We start from the raw sequence: 17,471 nt of genomic DNA on the forward strand, positions 1-17,471 counted from the left end.
CCTGGAGAAGCCCGGCGCCAGGCCAGCACGGCCTTTCCCAACGCTACCTCCCTGGCACCGACCAGCGGATTGTAAGCACCTGAGGCAAATTCAGCCCCATTTGCAGTTGCTCCACGCGACGTGGCGCCTTAGACTGCCGCCCCCTGTAAAAGAGTGCCGGTTGGCGCTTGAAGAATTCCGCTGCCGATGCCAAGGCGTCGGCGGCACATGAATCGCCCAAATGCACATTTTTTCATAGAGAAATCGATGACCAAGGAACAGTTGCTGGCCATGTCGGCCGATGACTACATGAACGCCGACCAGCTGGCCTTCTTCACTGAGCTGCTGCAGGCGATGAAAGTCGAAACCCATGAGCGCATCGAGCTCAGCCGCACCACCATCGAAGGCCTGGACACTCCGTCGGACCCTGCCGACGTGGCTTCGGTCGAAGAAGAGCGTAGCTGGCTGGTCAATGCCATCGACCGCGACCAGCGCCTGCTGCCACAGCTGGAAATGGCCCTGGACCGTATTGCCGACGAAAGCTTCGGCTGGTGCGATGACAGCGGTGAGCCGATTGGCCTGAAGCGACTGCTGATCAGCCCGACCACCAAGTATTGCATCGAAGCCCAGGAGCGCCACGAGCAGCTCGACCGCCACCAGCGCCAGGTATAACCCCGCGCGCGGTGCCAAGCCCCACGGAGCAATCCCTGGGGCTTTTTGCGTTTCTCGTTGGCGCCGTTTTTGTTGCCCCGTGCGTAACACTGCTGTACCGGCATGCGCTGTTTCCTCGCCACGAGCAGGCGTATCATGGCTATATCGTTAGGTTGCTAATTAACTTCCGGAGGGAATGATGAATAGCCGAGTCGATGTAGCCGTGATGATTGGTTCGGGGGTGCCGGCCACCCTGCAAGCGCTGGGCAAACGCATCTGCTGGGTGGTGCTGGTCAATGGCGAACGCCGTGGTACTGCATTTGCCACCCGTGAAGAGGCGTTGGAATGTCAGGCCGCCTGGCAGCAACAACTGAAGAAAGGGCTGGCTGCCTGAAAATGTTTATTGCCTCTCGACGGGTTTCGGTGTTTTCGGGCATATTTGTCCTACAGTAATGCGCATCGGGATGGCAAGCCTTGTGTTCTCGCAGGCCCGCTTCCTTGGTTGCGCTTTCTGGCGAGTGATCTCAGGCATCACGCTTCCCACGCCGGGAATGAGCCAAACGCCTTCGGTTGAGGGCGAATCTGGCAAACCAGAGTAAAGATTCCTGCACGCTGCATCGCCAGCGGGCACAGACATTTCGTATATCGCTTTATTACTCTTTTCGCCTATCGATAAGAAATGGCCGTGCCTCCCCGAGCTTGGGTGAGGGCGGGTTGTAACCGGTTGAGGATTACTTCATTGGCAGTCAGCACTCTTGATACCCATGCATTGTTCGCCCTGGGCGACTTGCGCGGTAAATTGGCCCAACTGTTCCAGGGCCGCTTCATCTATGTCACCGAACAGAATCCAGAAGGCCTTTATATGGCCGAAATCGACACCGAAAGTGCACTGGTGGTCGATGACAAGCAACGTCTGGAGCTAAAAGTAGGCGACCACTTCCGCGCTGCTGTATTGCCCAGCCGTGAGGGTGGCAAGCTGGAAATGCGCTTTCGCGAAATCAAGTTGAATGTGTATGGCGTGGGCGATTACGCCTTCGTTTCGGTGCCGGAAGGCGAGGGCATCGTGTTTCGTGAGGGCCAGGGCGTGATGCTGGTGTTCGCCGCACAGCAGCAAGTGCAGGAAGGCCTGGGCAAGTTGCTCAAGGCGGTGACCGGCAAGGTTGCCAAATGGCGCAAGGGTGAACTGACCACCTTCAAGGCCAGTGAGTGACCGGCGCTGACGGTGCACCTGCCTCGCGGGCTGAATTTCATCGGCAGCATCAGGCGGATGCCGTGGCCGAGGCCGAACGTTTGCTGGCCAGGCGCGAGGAACTGCAAAGCACCTGGTTGAGCTGGGTGGCGGGTGAGCTCTACCGGCTCGGCCCACCGCCTTATGTCGCCATGGTCCGGCGGGAGCTGCAGCGCCTCAGCCAAACGTGAGACGCAACCTTCAGTTACCGCAGTCGCGACCGCTGCTGACCTCTTCGGGCACTGGCTCTTTTGACATGCGCTTACGGAACAGCGCCGCCCGTGCCAGCAAGAGCGTGGTGACCGGCACGGTGATCGACAGCAGGATCGGAATCAGCCAGGCGTGCAGCACAGGCGCGTCCTTGAGCCAGGAAAAGTAGATGATCGAGGCCAGCGCCACGCACCAGGCGCCAATGGTCGAGGCCAGTGCCGGTGGGTGCATCCGCTGGAAGTAGTCTTTCAGGCGTACCAGGCCTATGGCACCCACCAGGGCGAACAGGCTGCCGGTCAGCAGTAGCACGGCAGTGACCACCTCCAGCCAGAAGGGCAGTACCAAGGTTTCGGTCATTCGATCACCTCTCCGCGCAGCAGGAACTTGGCCAAGGCAAACGAGCCGACGAAGCCGAACAGCGCAATCAGCAGGGCACCTTCGAAGTAGGTGTCACTGGCGTAACGGATCCCCAGCACCAGCATGGTCAGCATGGCCAGGATATACAGGTAGTCCAGCGCCAGCACCCGGTCCTGGGCGGACGGGCCACGGAACAGCCGGATCAGCGCCAGGCCCATGGCCAGGGCGAAGATGAACAGGCTGGCGAGGACAGCATTGGCGAGCAGGCCTGTCATTGGAAGATCTCCATCAGCGGGCGTTCGTAGGTGTCCTTGAAGTGCTCGATGAAGGCCGCTTCATCGTCCAGGTTGAACACATGCAGCAGCAAGACACTGCGGTCCAGCGCCAGCTCGGACCAGACGGTGCCGGGCACCACCGTGGTGATCATCGAAAGTGCCGCCAGGCCGTGCGGGTCGCGCAATGCCAGCGGTATGTGCACGAACGCCGAGCGTGGCGGCTGCTTGCCGGCACGCAGTACGCCGCGAGCCACCAGCAGGTTGGAGACGATCACATCAATGCCGACCCGGCCGATCAGCCGGGCAATGACCAGCGGCCGACGTACGTGGGCATGCTGCGGACGCAGCGGTGCCATCAGCAGCGGTGCCAGCACACCCAGTGCGGCACCCAGCAGCAGGTTGCCGGGGCTGACCGAGAGGTTCAGCAACAGCCAGAGGCCGAACAGCGAAACCGATAGCAGCGGGGCGGGGAACAGTCGGCTCATGGCTGCACCTGTACGTCGAGCGAGGTGGGGCCAGGAATCGGCCGGGCGGCCATCACGGCTTCGATGTAGGCGTCCGGTGCCTGCAGGCTGGCGGCGGTGTCCTGGGTGTAGCGCAGCAAAGGCTCGGCCTTGAGGCTGAGGACCATGCACAGGCCGAGCAGGATGACGATGGGCAGGCACTCATAGCGGCGCAGCACGGGTGACGGGCGCTCTTCGGGCTTCCAGAAGCGCTGTATGCCCACGCGGCCAAAGGCGATCAGCGACGCCATGCCGGACAGAATCAGCAGTGCCACCAGGCCCCAGCCTGCCGGGCTCAACGGCTGTTCGGCCGGCACACCCAGGCCCTGCGGGTTGAACAGCGCGCTGATCAGGTTGAGCTTGCCGACAAAGCCCGACAGTGGCGGCATACCGATGATGAGCAGCGCGCAGGCGATGAAGCTCAGGCCCAGGAAGGCCATGGTCCACGGGATGATCTGGCCGATCACCGCCTTTTGCTCGTCGTCGAGGTTGATACCCTTGGGCGGGTGCAGCGACTCCAGCGGGGGCGGCATCATGTCTTCTTCTTCGTCCAGGGGCGCCTCATTGGCCGAGCGTGAGCGTTCGACCAGTTCGGCGAGCAGGAACAGCGCGCACAGGGCCAGGGTGGAGTTGACCAGATAGAACAACGCCGCGCCGGTCAGCGGCGCCTGGGCAAAGCCAACCGCGCCGAGCAGGGTGCCAGCCGAGACCAGGATACTGAGGGCCGCCATGCGCTCCAGGCGCTGTGCAGCCAGGATCGATACCGCAGCCACCGCCAGGGTGGCCAGGCCGCCGTATACCAGCCATTCGCCGCCGAAATGCGCCGAGGCCCCGGCCTGCCCGGAGAACAACAGTGTCCACAGGCGGAGCAAGGCATACAGGCCGACCTTGGTCATGATGGCGAACAGCGCAGCCACGGGTGCGCTGGCCGAAGCGTAGGCGGGCACCAGCCAGAAGTTCAGCGGCCAGATACCGGCCTTGACCAGGAACGCCATCGCCAGGATCGCCGCACCGGCGTGCAGCAGGCCACGGTCGGCCTCTGGTACCAGGGGAATCTTCAGGGCCAGGTCGGCCATGTTCAGGGTGCCAGTCACGCCATACAGCATGGCGGCGCCGATCAGGAACAGCGACGAGGCGAACAGGTTGATGGCGATGTAGTGCAGGCCGGCCCGCACCCGGGCGCGGCCCGAGCCATGCAGCAGCAGGCCATAGGACGCGGCCAGCAGCACCTCGAAGAACACGAACAGGTTGAACAGGTCGGCCGTGAGGAAGGCGCCGTAGAGGCCCATCAGCTGGATCTGGAACAGCGCATGGAAGCTTGCCCCGGCACCGTCCCACCGGGCGCGGGCGAACAGTAGCGCACTGAAGCCGATAACCCCGGTCAGGGTCAGCAGCAGGGCCGACAAGTGGTCCACGACAAGCACGATGCCGAACGGTGCCGGCCAGTTGCCCGGCAGGTAAACGCCGATCGACGCTGCATGCCCCTGGGTGCGCACCCACAGCAGCAGGCTGACGGCGATTGCCAGGCCGGCGAAGGTTGACAGCAGGTTTAGGCGGGCCTTGATCTGCCGGTGCTTTTCACCCAGCAACAACATGACTGCGGCAGTGACCAGCGGCAGCAGGATAGGTGCAACGATCAGTTGACTCATTCCATTCATTCGTCACGCTCCCGGCCATCCACGTGGTCGGTACCGGTCAGGCCGCGTGAGGCCAGCAACACCACCAGAAACAGTGCGGTCATGGCAAAGCTGATGACGATGGCGGTAAGCACCAGCGCCTGCGGCAGCGGGTCGGTGTAGTGCAGCAGGTCCTGTGTGACGCCGTCCTTGATGATTGGCTCTTTGCCGATGAAGAGGCTGCCCATGCTGAAAATGAACAGGTTGACCCCGTACGACAGCAGGCACAGGCCCATGATGACCTGGTAGGTACGGGGGCGCAGGATCAGCCACACCCCCGAGGCGGCGAGCACGCCGATGGCGACTGCAATCACTTCTTCCATCAGGCGGCTCCTGCTTGGCTGGTTTTCGCCGGGTTGCCCGGGCGGTAAGCGCGCACCGACTGGTGCGCCAGGGCCGTGAGGATCAGCAAGGTCGAGCCGACCACCACGGTGTATACGCCGACATCGAAGAACAGCGCGCTGGCCACATGCACATCACCCAGCAGTGGCAGGTGCAGGTGGGCAGTATGGGTAGTGAGGAACGGATAACCCAGCAGTATGGCGCCGACCCCGGTCAGGGTCGCGCACAGCAGTCCGGTGCCCATCCAGCGCAGCGGGCGCAGGCTCATCTGCGCTTCGACCCACTGGGTACCGGCCACCATGTACTGCAGGATGAACGCCACCGACATCACCAGGCCGGCGACAAAGCCGCCGCCCGGCTGGTTGTGACCCCGCATGAACAGGTACATCGAGACCAGTAGCGCGACGGGCAGCAGCAGGCGCACCAGCACGGCAGGCACCATCATGAAGCCCAGGGCGGTGTCGGTGGCATGCCGTGGGTTGATCAGGTCGGTGACCACGTCGGGTGCCAGCTGGCGCTGCTGCGCCGGCAGTTGCATGCTCTCTTTGGGTGGGCGGAAGCGGCGCAGCAGGGCGAACACGGTCAGCGCCACGGCCACCAGCACGGTGATTTCACCGAGGGTGTCGAAGCCGCGGAAGTCCACCAGCATCACGTTGACCACGTTGGTGCCGCCGCCTTGGGGCAGCGCACGGCTTAGGTAGAACGACGAGATGTCGTTGGGCGTTGGCCGGGTCAGCATGGCGTAGGACAGCACGGCCATGCCGCCACCCACCAGCACGGCCAGCAGCAGGTCGCGCAGGCGGCGCATGCGCGCGCGCTCCAGGCTACCCGGCAGTGGCGATACGCCTTCGATACGCCGTGGCAGCCAGCGCAGGCCCAGCAGGATCAGCACAGTCGTGACCACTTCCACCACCAGCTGGGTCAGGGCCAGGTCAGGCGCGGAGAACCAGACAAAGGTGATGCAGGTCATCAGGCCGCAGACACTGACCATGATCAGTGCCGCCAGGCGGTGGTACTTGGCCTGGTAGGCGGCGCCGATGGCGCAGGCAATGGCGATCAGCCACAGTGCAACGAACACGCCCGAGCCCGGAATTTTCGGCCGGTCGCCCCAGCTCAGCCCGCTGTAGAGCATGGGCGTGAGGCCTGCGAGAAAGGCGGCGACCACCAGCATGAACAGCTGCGATTGCAGGCGGCGAGAGGTGAACAGGCGCTCGACGCGACGCGCCAGCACCATCAGGTGAACCTGCCCGTGCTCGAACAGGCGCTTGCCGTTGAAGCGCTCGATCACCGGCGGGTAGGGGAAGCGGCCCAGGCGCAGCTGCTTGCGCAGCAACAGGTACAGCACGATACCGCCGCTCATGGCTACCAGGCTCATGATCAGCGGTGCGTTCCAGCCATGCCAGATCGCCAGGCTGTACTCCGGCAGGGTGCCGCCTACCACCGGTAGCGCCGCAGCGGCCAGCAGTGGGCCGACCGACTGGGCAGGGAAGATCCCCACCACCAGGCAGGTGAGCACCAGCAGTTCGACCGGCGCACGCATCCAGCGTGGCGGCTCGTGCGGGGTGTGGGGCAGGTCCTGGGCGGTCGGCCCGAAGAACACATCGACGGTAAAGCGCAGGGCATACGCCACGCTGAAGGTGCCAGCCAGGGTGGCGATCACGGGCAGGGTGGCTTCGACCCACGCGGTGGAACTGATGAATACGGTTTCGGCGAAGAACATTTCCTTGGACAGGAAGCCGTTCATCAGCGGCACGCCAGCCATCGAGGCGCTGGCCACCATGGCCAGGGTCGCGGTGTAGGGCACCAGGCGGATCAGGCCGCTGAGGCGGCGGATGTCGCGTGTACCGCTTTCGTGGTCGATGATGCCGGCGGCCATGAATAGCGAGGCCTTGAACGTGGCATGGTTGAGAATGTGGAACACCGCTGCAACGGCAGCCAGTGGGCTGTTCAGGCCCAGCAGCAGGGTAATCAGGCCCAGGTGGCTGATGGTCGAATAGGCCAGCAGGCCCTTGAGGTCGTTCTGGAACATGGCGGCGAACGCGCCGAGCAGCAGGGTGAGGGCACCGGCACCGCCGACGATCCAGAACCATTCTTCGCTGCCGGAAAGCACCGGCCACAGCCGCGCCAGCAGGAACACCCCGGCCTTGACCATGGTGGCAGAGTGCAAATAGGCCGATACCGGCGTGGGCGCTGCCATGGCGTGGGGCAGCCAGAACTGGAAGGGGAACTGTGCACTCTTGCTCAGGGCGCCGATGAGAACAAGGGGCAGCAGCACCGGGTACAGCGCATGCTGGCGGATGGTATCGCCGGCAGCCAGGACCTTGTCCAGGTCGTAGCTGCCGACCACATGGCCGAGCAGCAGGGCCCCGACCAGCAGGCACAAGCCGCCTGCACCGGTCACCATCAGCGCCATGTAGGCACCACGACGGGCGTCGGCGCGGTGGTGCCAGTAGCCAATCAGCAGGAAGGAGAACAGGCTGGTGAGCTCCCAGAAGAACACCAGCTGAATCAGGTTGCCGGAGATCACCAGGCCAAGCATGGCGCCCATGAAGGCCAGGAAGAAGGCGAAGAAGCGCGGTACCGGGTCTTGCGGTGACATGTAGTAGCGCGCGTACAGCGACACCAGCGTGCCGATGCCCAGTACCAGCAGCGAGAACAGCCAGGCGAAGCCGTCCATGCGCAGTACCAGGTTGAGCCCCAGGCTGGGCAGCCACAGGAACTCTTCGCGAATCACACCGCCATGGGCAACCTGGGGGTACAGCAGTGCTACCTGGACGGTACCGACCAGGGCTACGAGCCCGGCAAGAATGGACTCGGCGTTACGTGCGTTGTGCGGCAGCACGGCTGCCAGGCAACTGCCCACGAACGGCAGAAGCAATAGCACTATCAATGACATAGCGGCCTATTCTGGAGAAGTTTGCAAAGATCATACGTGCCGAGGGGGTGATCACCAACACGCAAGCTGTCGCAGAATCCTACAAACAGGCTGTGACAAGCTGTTTTTTTATAACATTTGTTTACAAAGCATAGCTGCTGTTAGCGACTTCACAGCTCCGCCTGGCGTTCGCCTTCATTCTGTACATCGCGTGCCTCGGTGGCGCGTGCTCGACGTACTTTGAGCTCGCTCACCACCACCGCGATCACGATCAGCAGGCCACCGAGCAGTGCCACGCCCGGCAGGCGTTCGCCCGCCAGGCGCCCGACGATTCCGGCCCACACTGGCTCACCGGCGTAGATGAGCGTGGCCCGGGTGGGGGAAACCGACTTTTGTGCCCAGTTCATCGCCACCTGGATGACTGCGCTCATGGCGCCCAGGCCTACGGCGCTGCCCAGCAGCAGCCAGGAGAAGTCGGGGATACGCTCCTGGGTGGGCACGATCATCAGAAATGCCAGCAACGACGCGGTCGCCAGTTGCACCACGGTAACCCGGCGCACGTCGACCTGGCCGGCGTAGCGGCTGATCAGGATGATTTCGCCGGCGATGGCCACTGCGCTGACCAAGGTGACCACCTCGCCCTCGCTGAAATGCAGGCTGCCGCCTTCCGGCCCGGCCAGCAGCATCAGGCCGATGAACGCCAGGCAAATGCCGATGCTGGGCATCAGGCCTGGCCGTCGGCCCAGTACCAGCCACTGCAGCAGTGGCACGAACGGCACGTACAGTGCAGTGATGAACGCCGATTGGCTGCTGCTGATGGTTTGCAGGCCCATGGTTTGCAAGCCATAGCCGAGCATGATCGATACGCCGATCAGCATGCCGGCCTTGAGCTCGGTGAAGGTCAGCCCTGGCAATGCCCGCGCCGAGACCACGCCCACGAACAGTGCAGCTGCAGCAAAGCGCAAGCCGACGAAGAACATCGGGCCACTGACGGTCATCACGTTGTGCACCAGCAGGAAGGTGCCGCCCCACAGCATGGTGATGAACACCAGTACCAGTTCAGCCTTGCTGAGTCGAAAAGTGACGGTGGGGGTCGGTTTGTTGCTGGCCTGGCTCATGGTCTTGCGCACTCGAAGGGGGCGGCGCACAATCGCCGCAAAGTGGGCAGTATACTGCGCAATCTCGACCAGTGAGCAATATAGTGCACAAAGATTCCGCGCACCGCGCATCGGTGCTTCAACATGTCAGCCTCAATGTGCGCAGCCTGCGCAACGCGGCCGGCATGAGCCAGACGACGTTGGCCGAGCGCTCTGGGGTTAGCCGGCGCATGCTGGTGGCGATCGAGGCGGGGGAAAAGAACGTCAGCCTGACCACGCTGGACTTGATCGCCGAAGCCTTTGGGGTGGCATTCAGTACCTTGATCCAGGCGCCTGATCGGCGTGATCCCGGGCGTATCGAAGAGCTGGCCTGGGCGGGTGAGCATCCGCAGAGTCGCGCAGTGTTGCTTGGCACCAGCCCGGCGCGGCGTGAGGTGGAGCTGTGGGAGTGGACCTTGGCGCCTGGCGAGTGCTATTCCAGCGAGGCCGATGCCGAAGGCTGGAGCGAGCAGATTTATGTGGCGCAAGGGCAGCTGACGTTGATCATCGAAGGGGTCGAGCGTCGTTTGCTGGTTGGGCAGTTCCATGTGTTTCCCAGCAACTGCCGGTATGCATACCGCAATGATGGGGCGGTGGCGGTGCGGTTCGTGCGTAATGTGGTGATTTGAGCCTGCAAGCTTTGGGGCTGATGCATAGCCCCAAAGCTTTCGAGCCGATCAGCCTTCAAGCAACTCATCGGTCTTCACGACCTTTGCATAGGCAAATGCCAGCGCCGCCATCGCCGAATCATGAACCTGCGCCGCCGGTACCTGTCTGCCGTCGAACGCCAGCGGCAGGGTCGCACAGGCATCGTGCGCCACGGTCACCTCGTAACCCAGGTCGGCCGCAGCACGGGTGGCGGCATCGATGCACATATGGCTCATGCTGCCGACGATGGTCAGGGCCTCGACGCCATGCCGGTCCAGCGTGTGCTCAAGGTCGGTACCGAGGAAGGCGTTGACCTTGTGCTTGAGCACCACCGGCTCGCCTGCTGCCGGTTCGACCTTGGCGTGAATGGCCGCGCCCTGCGAGCCCGGTGCAAAGAAGGGTGCATCTGCACTGTCGAACTCATGGCGTACATGCACCACCAGGTCGCCGCGCTGGCGCGCGGCTGCCAGCAACCGGGCAGCGTTGTCGGCCGCCTCGTCGGCGCCATCGAGGGTCCATTTGCCGCCCGGGAAATAGTCGTTCTGGATGTCGATGATGATCAGCGCCTGCTTGCTCATGCTGCCTCCTGTGGCAGTAGTCGTTGGTAGGCGTTAGTTATAGGCTGTGTGCACGAACCTGAGGATTGGCGCGAACGACACTATGCGGGCAAAAACTGACATCCCCGCCAGCCTGGACATCGGTCTGCTGCTGTACCCCGGCGTGCAGCGCGCGGCCGTATACGGCCTGGCCGACCTGTTCCTGGTGGCCAACCGGGTTGCGGCCGAACTGGGGGCTGTCGAGCTGCCGCACATTCGGGTCAGCTTCTGGCAGGCCGATGAAGCAGGGCAGTTGCTGCCAACCCCGGATAGCTCAGCGACCGCTGCACCGGGCCTGGGTGTATTGATCATTCCACCAAGCCTTGAGTCGGCCCCGCAAGCCGAGCTGCTTGACCGTCACCGCGCGTCGCTGTGCCGGTTGCACGGGCGCGGTACGGTGCTGGCTTCGGTTTGCATCGGGGTGTTTTTCATTGCCGCCAGTGGGCTACTCGACGGGCGCCCGGCCTGCACCCACTGGAACTACGTACATGCCCTGGCCCAGCGCTTCCCCAAGGTGCGGGTAGAGGCCCGGCAGCCGTTGCTGGACGACGGCGATATCGTGACCTCGGCAGGGTTGATGGCCTGGACTGACCTGGGCTTGCGTCTGCTGGAGCGATTTCTTGGGGCGACGGTGGCGCGAGAGACCGCTCGCTACCTGGCAGTCGAGCCGACGACAGTGCCCTTGCCCGGAGCACTCTTCAGCCCGCGCCTGGACCACGGCGACGAGGCCGTGTTAAAGGTGCAACATTGGTTGCAGGGCAATGGCGGGCAGGATGCTGACCTTGCGGCGATGGCTGCGTGCGCGGGGCTGGAAGCGCGCACCTTCCTGCGGCGCTTTCGTGCCGCCACCGGGCTGCGGCCGACCGAGTATTGCCAGCAGGTGAGGGTAGGGCGAGCCTGCCGTTTGCTGGAGTTCACCCGGCGCAACGTCGAACAGATTGCCTGGGGTGTCGGTTACCAGGACCCGGGTGCGTTTCGCAAGGTGTTCCAGCGCATTACCGGCCTGACGCCGAGTGACTACCGGCGGCGTTTTGCGGTATCAGGTGAGGGGACGCATAAACCACTTGACCTTGACTTTACTTGAGGTTTTACCCTGCTCGGCATCGCGCTGCATGCGTCCGTTACCAGGAGACCGCCGATGTCGGCAATCCCTCATGCCCTTTGGTTCACCCAGATGATCGAGTACGAAGTGCCTAGCATGTGCCAACAAGCATTGGCTCAGGCCTTGGTGGCGCGCAGCGAAGCGCTTGCTGCGCGCTGTGAAGGGCTGCAGGGTGTCAGTGTCCAGGCCAGTGACGATGGCAGCCGGGTGCTGCAATACCTGCAATGGCGGTCACGCCAGGCCTGGTCGGCGGCGGCCGTGTACTTCGTTGAGGAGCCCTTCCTTGAGCTGCTGGGGCAGCATCAGGCGCGCGGGGTGAACTTTGCAGCCTACCAGACGCTGCGCAGTCTGGTGCGCGGCGCCGATGGCGGCCTGCATTGTCAGGTAGGCGAGCTTCAGGCATACCAAGGCGCGTAATGCGGGTAGCGGTCCAGTCGGGCACCGATGACCATTTCGCTGATCCAGGCTGCCAGGATTGAGCTGTAGGCTTTCTGGCTCTGTTCGCTGGACAGCGCGTGGTCGGCCCCGTCGACGATGCGATGGGTGAGTGAATGGGCGCTGATGAATGCCGAGCGGTAGCTCATCAGTGTGCTGTGCGGTACATAGTCGTCCTGTTCGGACTCTACCAGCAAAACGTCCCCGTCGAACTCGGCGCACGCTGCCAGTGCACGGTTGTCCGCCGGGCCAAGCGATTGCTGCCGGTAGGCGTTCAGGCGTTGGCGGTCGAGGGTTTGCTTAGGGGTGTTCCATTCGTCGTCCCAATACATGGCGGGTACCCGCAGGGCCAGCCATTTGACTGGCCGTTGGCGGGTCAGCAGCGTTGCCAGGTAGCCACCATAACTGCTGCCGATGATGGCGATGGCGCTACTGTCCACGGCTGGATGGCTCAGCAGCCGGTCGTAGGCCACCATCAGGTCATGCAGGTTTTGTTCACGCGTGACTGTCAGGCGTTGGCTTTCGGTCTTTTCGTGCCCGCGAAGGTCGAAGGTCATGCACACGCAGCCCAGCCCGGTGATGTGCCGGGCCCGGGCCAGATCACGCTGCTGGCTTCCGCCCCAACCGTGCACGAAGAGGATGCCCGGCATCTTGCTGCCGGGGCTGACCAGGGTGCCGACAATGCTGTCGTTGTCGACTTGCAGTTCAACGGTTTCACTCTGAACGGCCATGTTCGCGAATCCGTGCAAATTTGCTGAATTGTCCGAGTTCACTGTCGTTTCCTTGGTAGAAGAGGGTGGCATCAGCGGGCAGGTCGGGCGTGCCGAACACTTCGTGGGTGGAGGCATGCACCTGCTGCAATGCCGGGTCATCGGCAAATGCCTGCAGGGCCAGCAACTCGGCACTGCTGGCACCGCCCAAGCGCCAGGATTGCTCGAGCACACCGCTACGCAGGTGGCCCTGAGGGCTCATGCCGCGAGCGATGTCGTAGTTGCGCCGTGAGGCGATGAAGCCAGGGAAGTGCTGCTCGGCAGCCTGCTCGTAGGTCATGGCCTGGTTGATCGCCAGGCGCAGGTGGTCTTCCAGGGGGAGTTCCAGCAGCGCTTGATAGTCGCCACGTACCACCACAAGGTCGGAGCCGCCATACACCTCGATGCCCTGGTGGTCATGGGTCAGCTGTTGGGTACCGTGATAGCTGCATGTCAGCCCCGCGACGCGCACTTGGCCGACGCTGAAGGTTTTTACGTCGTTCAGGTCTTCTTCGAGTACCAGCCCCCACACGGCCAGCGCCTGTTCGTCCATATCGTCCAGTAGGGGTTCCAGTGCGTCCGCTGTGCTGATGACATGTTGTCCGCGGCCTGCGCTCGCCAGTACCGGCTTGACCCGTAGCGGGCCGTCGAGCAGCAGCAACTGTGCGGCAGTGCGCGCATCGGCTTTGCTGAACACGGTGTAGCCGCGCAGCAGTGCATCACAAGCCTGTTGGGCGAAGGCATCGGTCCAGCCCGGTGGGAAGCTGGCCTTGGCCGGCAGCGGGTGGGAGATTGCCTTGGTCGCCATGTGGGGGTAGGACACCAGGCCGCCAAACAGATCCTGTTCGCCAAGAATACCCAGGGCGGCATAGCGCCTGTGGTCGATCAGGGTCTCGGTGGGCACGAAGTAGTAGTTATCGTTGGTGTTGGCCTGCTGCCTGAGCACATGTGGGCAACCCAGCAGGCGGGCGAGGCCGTCGGCAAGCTTGAGGTGCACGGCGTGCTCATGCTCGGGCGTTTTCTCGCGGGTGTCGAGCAGCACCACGCCGGTTTTCGAATGCCAGGCACTGGGCATGGTCATTTGCCTGTGGGCAGTGAGTGTACTGTGTGTGAAGCCGCCCCTTTGCGGAAGTTCAGCGGGACTTGATCGGTGGTCCTGAGCGCCTTGTATGAAGTGTCTGATTAGTGCAAGGCGTGGCGGGCAATGCATGCCGTGTCTTGGTCGTCGCGATTGCAGGGTTCTGGCGGCTGTTCCATTATCGGCACATTGGATCAACCGTGATGTTGCCGCAGGAGAGCGCATGAACGTCCAGACCACCCTTGAGCAAAGCGTGCCACAGCGCCTGGCACGCGTGCGCCAGGCCATGGCGGCAGAGGGCATCGATGCCTTGCTGGTGCCTTCGGCCGACCCCCACCTTTCCGAATACCTGCCCGGTTACTGGCAGGGGCGTCAGTGGCTCTCGGGTTTCCACGGCTCGGTCGGCACACTGGTAGTTACCCCGGGGTTTGCCGGCTTGTGGGTAGATAGCCGCTACTGGGAGCAGGCGGAACATGAGTTGGCTGGCAGCGGTATTGAGCTGATGAAGCTTTTGCCGGGCAAACCCGGGGCACTGGAGTGGCTGGGTGAAAACGTCGAGCTCAACGGCAGTGTCGCGGTGGATGGTGCGGTCATGGCGTTGGCTTCGGCACGCCAGTTGGTCGAACGGTTGAAAGTGCGTGGTGCGCGGTTGGTGACTGACAAGGACTTGCTGGAGCAGGTCTGGGATGGGCGCCCGGCGTTGCCCGGCAACCCGGTGTACCAGCACTTGCCACCTCATGCCACGGTGAGCCGGGCGGAAAAACTCACGCAGTTGCGCCAAGGCATGCAAGCCAAGGGCGCGGACTGGCATTTCATTGCGACCCTCGATGACATCGCCTGGCTGTTCAACCTGCGTGGCAGCGATGTCTCCTACAACCCGGTGTTCCTGGCCTTTGCCTTGATCAATCAGCAGCAGGCCATCCTGTTCGTTGGCCAGGACAAGATGGATGCGCATTTGCGCCAAGTGCTGGCAGCCGACGGCATCGAGGTGCGCGACTACAGCGAGGCTGGCAAGGCTTTAGGTGCCGTACCGGCCGGTAGCAGGTTGCTGGTGGACCCGGCACGGGTCACCTGTGGCCTGCTGGAAAACCGTTCGGCAGAGGTTGTGCTGATCGAGGGGATCAACCCCACCACCCTGAGCAAGTCATGCAAAGGTGATGAAGACCTTGTTCACATCCGTCAGGTCATGGAGCAGGATGGTGCGGCCTTGTGCGAATTCTTCGCCTGGTTCGAGGCCAGCCTGGGGAAAGAGACTATCACCGAGCTGACGATTGACGAGCGACTGAGTGCCGCCCGTGCTCGGCGCCCGGGTTTCGTATCGCTGAGTTTCTCGACCATTGCTGCCTTCAATGGCAACGGTGCCATGCCGCATTACCGCGCTACCGAGCAGTCGCACGCGGTCATCGAGGGCGACGGGCTTTTGCTGATCGATTCGGGCGGGCAGTACCTGGGCGGCACCACCGACATCACACGCATGGTGCCGGTGGGCAACCCCAGCCACCCGCAGAAGCAGGATTGTACCCGGGTACTCAAGGGCATGATTGCCCTGTCGCGTGCCACCTTTCCGCGTGGGGTGCTGTCGCCGTTGCTCGACGCCATTGCTCGTGCACCGATCTGGGCAGACCAGGTGGATTACGGCCACGGTACCGGGCATGGGGTAGGTTACTTCATGAATGTGCATGAAGGGCCACAGGTCATTGCCTACCAGGCGGCACCTGCACCGCAGACGGCGATGCAGGCGGGCATGATCAGCTCGATCGAGCCAGGTACGTATCGCCCGGGGCAATGGGGTGTACGCATCGAGAACCTGGTGGTCAATCGCGAAGCCGGCAACAGTGCATTTGGCGGCTTCCTGAACTTCGAGACGTTGACATTGTGCCCGATCGACACCCGCTGCCTGCTAGCCGAACAGCTGTCAAAAGAAGAGGTGGAGTGGTTGAACCGCTATCACACCACGGTGCGTGAGCGCCTGGCGCCGTTGCTCAAGGGTGACGCCTTGGCCTGGCTAGAGACGCGTACCGCGCCGCTGTAACGGCAAATGAAAAGGGCAGCTTGTGAGCTGCCCTTTTTTCTACTTGCAGATGACGATCATGCTGCGGCTGGTGTAACCCGCCGGGTTGATGCCGAACAAGTAATCGCCGGCTTCTTCATCGCTGTCGCCCGAGCGTGCGATGACCCGGTAGCCGCGTGTGCTGCAAGAGCTCGCGGCTTTGCTGTAGCAGTTGTCCCACGAAGAGGAGAGGCCGGAGCAGTTGATATGCAGGCCCTTCTTGCCCCTCTTGACCTCAGTCTTGGCCGTGGCGGCACATCCAGCAATAGCCAAGATGGCCAGGATGAGAAAAATACGTTTCATTCCTGTCCTTAAATGCAGGGCCGATCAGCTGTCGTCTGGCCCTGTCGTTATCGCTTCGGTTCTTCCTGAAATTTCCCCAGCGTCCCTGTTCGGTTCAGTAGATAGCGTAAAGATGATGATTCTGTGACAGCTTAATCAGCGAGACGGATCGCTACAATCTTTAATCCTGTCTCAAATGAAAATATTTCTCATATCAGTCTGCTGCGACGGCTGGGGCGGGCTCCTTGCGCATGGAGAGCGTGGTGCCGACAGAGGCCGTAATAATTGCCAGAATCGCCAGCCATTGGGTAACCGTCAGCACTTCGCCCAGGAAGAGCAGGCCGGACAACGCCCCGAATGCCGGTTCGATGCTCATGAGGGTGCCGAAGGTCCGAGCCGGAATGCGCGTGAGGGCAACCATCTCCAGGCTGTAGGGCAGTGCGGTGGACAGTATCGCCACGCCCAACGCCATGGGGATGACAGCGGGCGTGAGCAGCGCACTGCCCGCGTGGACAATGCCGATGGGGGCGACGAACAGTGCAGCGACCACCACGCCGAGCGCGGCGCTCTGGATGCCGTGTTCGGCCCCGGCACGCTGGCCGAACAGAATGTACAGGGCCCAGCACACGCCAGCCCCCAGCGCGTAGATAGCACCGGCCGGGTCGAGTGCCTGGCCACTGTGCCCTGCTGGCAGCAACAGCAGCAGGCCGGCGATGGCCAGGGCAATCCACAGAAAGTCGATTGGCCGGCGTGAAGAGAAGATCGCCACGGCGAGCGGCCCAGTGAACTCCAGTGCAACGGCAATGCCGATGGGCACCGTTTGCAGCGCCATATAGAAGAGGAAGTTCATGCCACCCAGGGCCATGCCATAGATGACCACGTTACGCAGGGTGTTGGCGGTCATGCGTACCCGCCACGGGCGCAATATAAGCAGCATGATGATGCTGGCGAATATCAGGCGCAGGGCGGTGGTACCTTGTGCGCCGATAATGGGGAACATGCTTTTGGCCAGGGAGGCACCCGATTGAATCGATGCCATGGCGATAAGCAGCAGCCCAATCGGGAAGAGGGTGGCGGCCAGGCTGCGGGGCTGGGTGTTCATTTCTGCGCGGCGATCCTTGGGCGGGGTGGGTGATGAGCAATATAGTGCGCAATTGATGGGGCGCGTGGTAGCCCTGAAGCGCCTTCGGCATAAATATTTCAAAACATTGAAATTAAGGGTTGACCTCCTTGAAGGCGGCCCTATAATGCGCACCACTCCAACGCGGTAGCGAAGCAAAGCTAGCGACCCTGTTGAGT

General features: G+C 62.8%; 20 protein-coding genes. 8 read left to right on the top strand and 12 right to left on the bottom strand.

What is annotated here, in order from left to right; genetic code table 11:
- Nucleotides 1-246 precede the first annotated feature (246 nt).
- The 4 genes from APH36_RS22870 (at nucleotide 247) to APH36_RS22885 (ending at nucleotide 2,049) form a co-directional block, all read left to right on the top strand.
- Nucleotides 247-651, top strand: a complete 405-nt coding sequence (locus APH36_RS22870; protein WP_003250099.1) for a TraR/DksA family transcriptional regulator — start codon at nucleotides 247-249, stop codon at nucleotides 649-651.
- 178 nt (nucleotides 652-829) lie between these two features.
- Nucleotides 830-1,024 (top strand): hypothetical protein, encoded by a 195-nt coding sequence (locus APH36_RS22875; RefSeq protein WP_012271507.1) that lies wholly within the window; start codon nucleotides 830-832, stop codon nucleotides 1,022-1,024.
- Between the two features lie 345 nt (nucleotides 1,025-1,369).
- Nucleotides 1,370-1,840 carry a hypothetical protein gene (locus APH36_RS22880; RefSeq protein WP_060500527.1) on the top strand — a complete coding sequence of 157 codons (471 nt, stop codon included), beginning with the start codon at nucleotides 1,370-1,372 and terminating at the stop codon, nucleotides 1,838-1,840.
- Complete coding sequence (locus tag APH36_RS22885; RefSeq protein WP_060500529.1) at nucleotides 1,837-2,049, top strand: hypothetical protein; 213 nt, start codon at nucleotides 1,837-1,839, stop codon at nucleotides 2,047-2,049. Before APH36_RS22880 ends, APH36_RS22885 begins: the two co-directional genes overlap by 4 nt.
- Before the next feature lie 10 nt (nucleotides 2,050-2,059).
- Here the strand turns inward: APH36_RS22885 and APH36_RS22890 are convergent, their stop codons facing one another.
- From APH36_RS22890 to APH36_RS22920, 7 genes are all read right to left on the bottom strand, one after another.
- Entirely contained in the window at nucleotides 2,060-2,425 is a 366-nt protein-coding gene (locus APH36_RS22890; protein WP_060500534.1) for a Na+/H+ antiporter subunit G, read from the bottom strand.
- Complete coding sequence (locus APH36_RS22895; protein WP_003250109.1) at nucleotides 2,422-2,700, bottom strand: K+/H+ antiporter subunit F; 279 nt, start codon at nucleotides 2,698-2,700, stop codon at nucleotides 2,422-2,424. The genes APH36_RS22890 and APH36_RS22895 overlap by 4 nt, the downstream gene beginning before the upstream one ends.
- Nucleotides 2,697-3,185, bottom strand: coding sequence for a Na+/H+ antiporter subunit E (locus APH36_RS22900; protein WP_060500536.1), 489 nt, complete (start codon nucleotides 3,183-3,185; stop codon nucleotides 2,697-2,699). The genes APH36_RS22895 and APH36_RS22900 overlap by 4 nt, the downstream gene beginning before the upstream one ends.
- Complete coding sequence (locus APH36_RS22905) at nucleotides 3,182-4,861, bottom strand: monovalent cation/H+ antiporter subunit D (protein ID WP_060500538.1); 1,680 nt, start codon at nucleotides 4,859-4,861, stop codon at nucleotides 3,182-3,184. The genes APH36_RS22900 and APH36_RS22905 overlap by 4 nt, the downstream gene beginning before the upstream one ends.
- Nucleotides 4,858-5,202, bottom strand: coding sequence for a Na+/H+ antiporter subunit C (locus APH36_RS22910; RefSeq protein WP_003250128.1), 345 nt, complete (start codon nucleotides 5,200-5,202; stop codon nucleotides 4,858-4,860). The genes APH36_RS22905 and APH36_RS22910 overlap by 4 nt, the downstream gene beginning before the upstream one ends.
- A complete protein-coding gene (locus APH36_RS22915; protein ID WP_060500540.1) occupies nucleotides 5,202-8,117 on the bottom strand; it encodes a monovalent cation/H+ antiporter subunit A in 2,916 nt (971 codons plus the stop codon). The genes APH36_RS22910 and APH36_RS22915 overlap by 1 nt, the downstream gene beginning before the upstream one ends.
- 149 nt (nucleotides 8,118-8,266) lie before the next feature.
- On the bottom strand, nucleotides 8,267-9,214 hold the full coding sequence (locus APH36_RS22920) for a DMT family transporter (RefSeq protein ID WP_060500548.1): 948 nt from the start codon (nucleotides 9,212-9,214) through the stop codon (nucleotides 8,267-8,269).
- An 83-nt stretch (nucleotides 9,215-9,297) separates the two neighbouring features.
- On the opposite strand from APH36_RS22920, the gene APH36_RS22925 reads away from it, so the two are divergent.
- Nucleotides 9,298-9,861 carry a helix-turn-helix domain-containing protein gene (locus APH36_RS22925; protein ID WP_060500556.1) on the top strand — a complete coding sequence of 188 codons (564 nt, stop codon included), beginning with the start codon at nucleotides 9,298-9,300 and terminating at the stop codon, nucleotides 9,859-9,861.
- A 48-nt stretch (nucleotides 9,862-9,909) separates the two neighbouring features.
- Here the strand turns inward: APH36_RS22925 and APH36_RS22930 are convergent, their stop codons facing one another.
- Nucleotides 9,910-10,458, bottom strand: a complete 549-nt coding sequence (locus APH36_RS22930) for a cysteine hydrolase family protein (RefSeq protein WP_060500558.1) — start codon at nucleotides 10,456-10,458, stop codon at nucleotides 9,910-9,912.
- Nucleotides 10,459-10,540: 82 nt separating this feature from the next.
- Here APH36_RS22930 and APH36_RS22935 point away from each other — a divergent pair, with 82 nt between their 5' ends.
- Complete coding sequence (locus APH36_RS22935; protein ID WP_060500560.1) at nucleotides 10,541-11,560, top strand: GlxA family transcriptional regulator; 1,020 nt, start codon at nucleotides 10,541-10,543, stop codon at nucleotides 11,558-11,560.
- 54 nt (nucleotides 11,561-11,614) lie between these two features.
- Nucleotides 11,615-11,995: an antibiotic biosynthesis monooxygenase gene (locus APH36_RS22940; RefSeq protein ID WP_060500563.1), complete on the top strand. Its 381-nt coding sequence runs from the start codon at nucleotides 11,615-11,617 to the stop codon at nucleotides 11,993-11,995.
- On the opposite strand, the gene APH36_RS22945 is transcribed toward APH36_RS22940, so the two are convergent.
- Nucleotides 11,974-12,744: a S9 family peptidase gene (locus APH36_RS22945; protein ID WP_060500565.1), complete on the bottom strand. Its 771-nt coding sequence runs from the start codon at nucleotides 12,742-12,744 to the stop codon at nucleotides 11,974-11,976. The genes APH36_RS22940 and APH36_RS22945 overlap by 22 nt on opposite strands.
- Entirely contained in the window at nucleotides 12,728-13,843 is a 1,116-nt protein-coding gene (locus APH36_RS22950; protein ID WP_060500567.1) for a DUF3182 family protein, read from the bottom strand. Before APH36_RS22950 ends, APH36_RS22945 begins: the two co-directional genes overlap by 17 nt.
- Before the next feature lie 220 nt (nucleotides 13,844-14,063).
- Between APH36_RS22950 and APH36_RS22955 the strand changes: the two genes are divergently transcribed.
- Nucleotides 14,064-15,872 (top strand): aminopeptidase P family protein, encoded by a 1,809-nt coding sequence (locus tag APH36_RS22955; protein ID WP_060500569.1) that lies wholly within the window; start codon nucleotides 14,064-14,066, stop codon nucleotides 15,870-15,872.
- Between the two features lie 39 nt (nucleotides 15,873-15,911).
- Here APH36_RS22955 and APH36_RS22960 read toward each other — a convergent pair whose 3' ends face one another.
- Nucleotides 15,912-16,193 carry a hypothetical protein gene (locus APH36_RS22960; protein ID WP_016714998.1) on the bottom strand — a complete coding sequence of 94 codons (282 nt, stop codon included), beginning with the start codon at nucleotides 16,191-16,193 and terminating at the stop codon, nucleotides 15,912-15,914.
- A gap of 193 nt (nucleotides 16,194-16,386) precedes the next feature.
- The gene (gene rhtA, locus APH36_RS22965; protein WP_060500571.1) at nucleotides 16,387-17,274 is read right to left on the bottom strand and encodes a threonine/homoserine exporter RhtA; all 888 of its coding nucleotides are present in this window, start codon (nucleotides 17,272-17,274) and stop codon (nucleotides 16,387-16,389) included.
- Between the last annotated feature and the right edge of the window lie 197 nt (nucleotides 17,275-17,471).

Source organism: Pseudomonas sp. NBRC 111133 (assembly GCF_001320605.1).
Classification (GTDB): Bacteria; Pseudomonadota; Gammaproteobacteria; order Pseudomonadales; family Pseudomonadaceae; genus Aquipseudomonas; species Aquipseudomonas monteilii.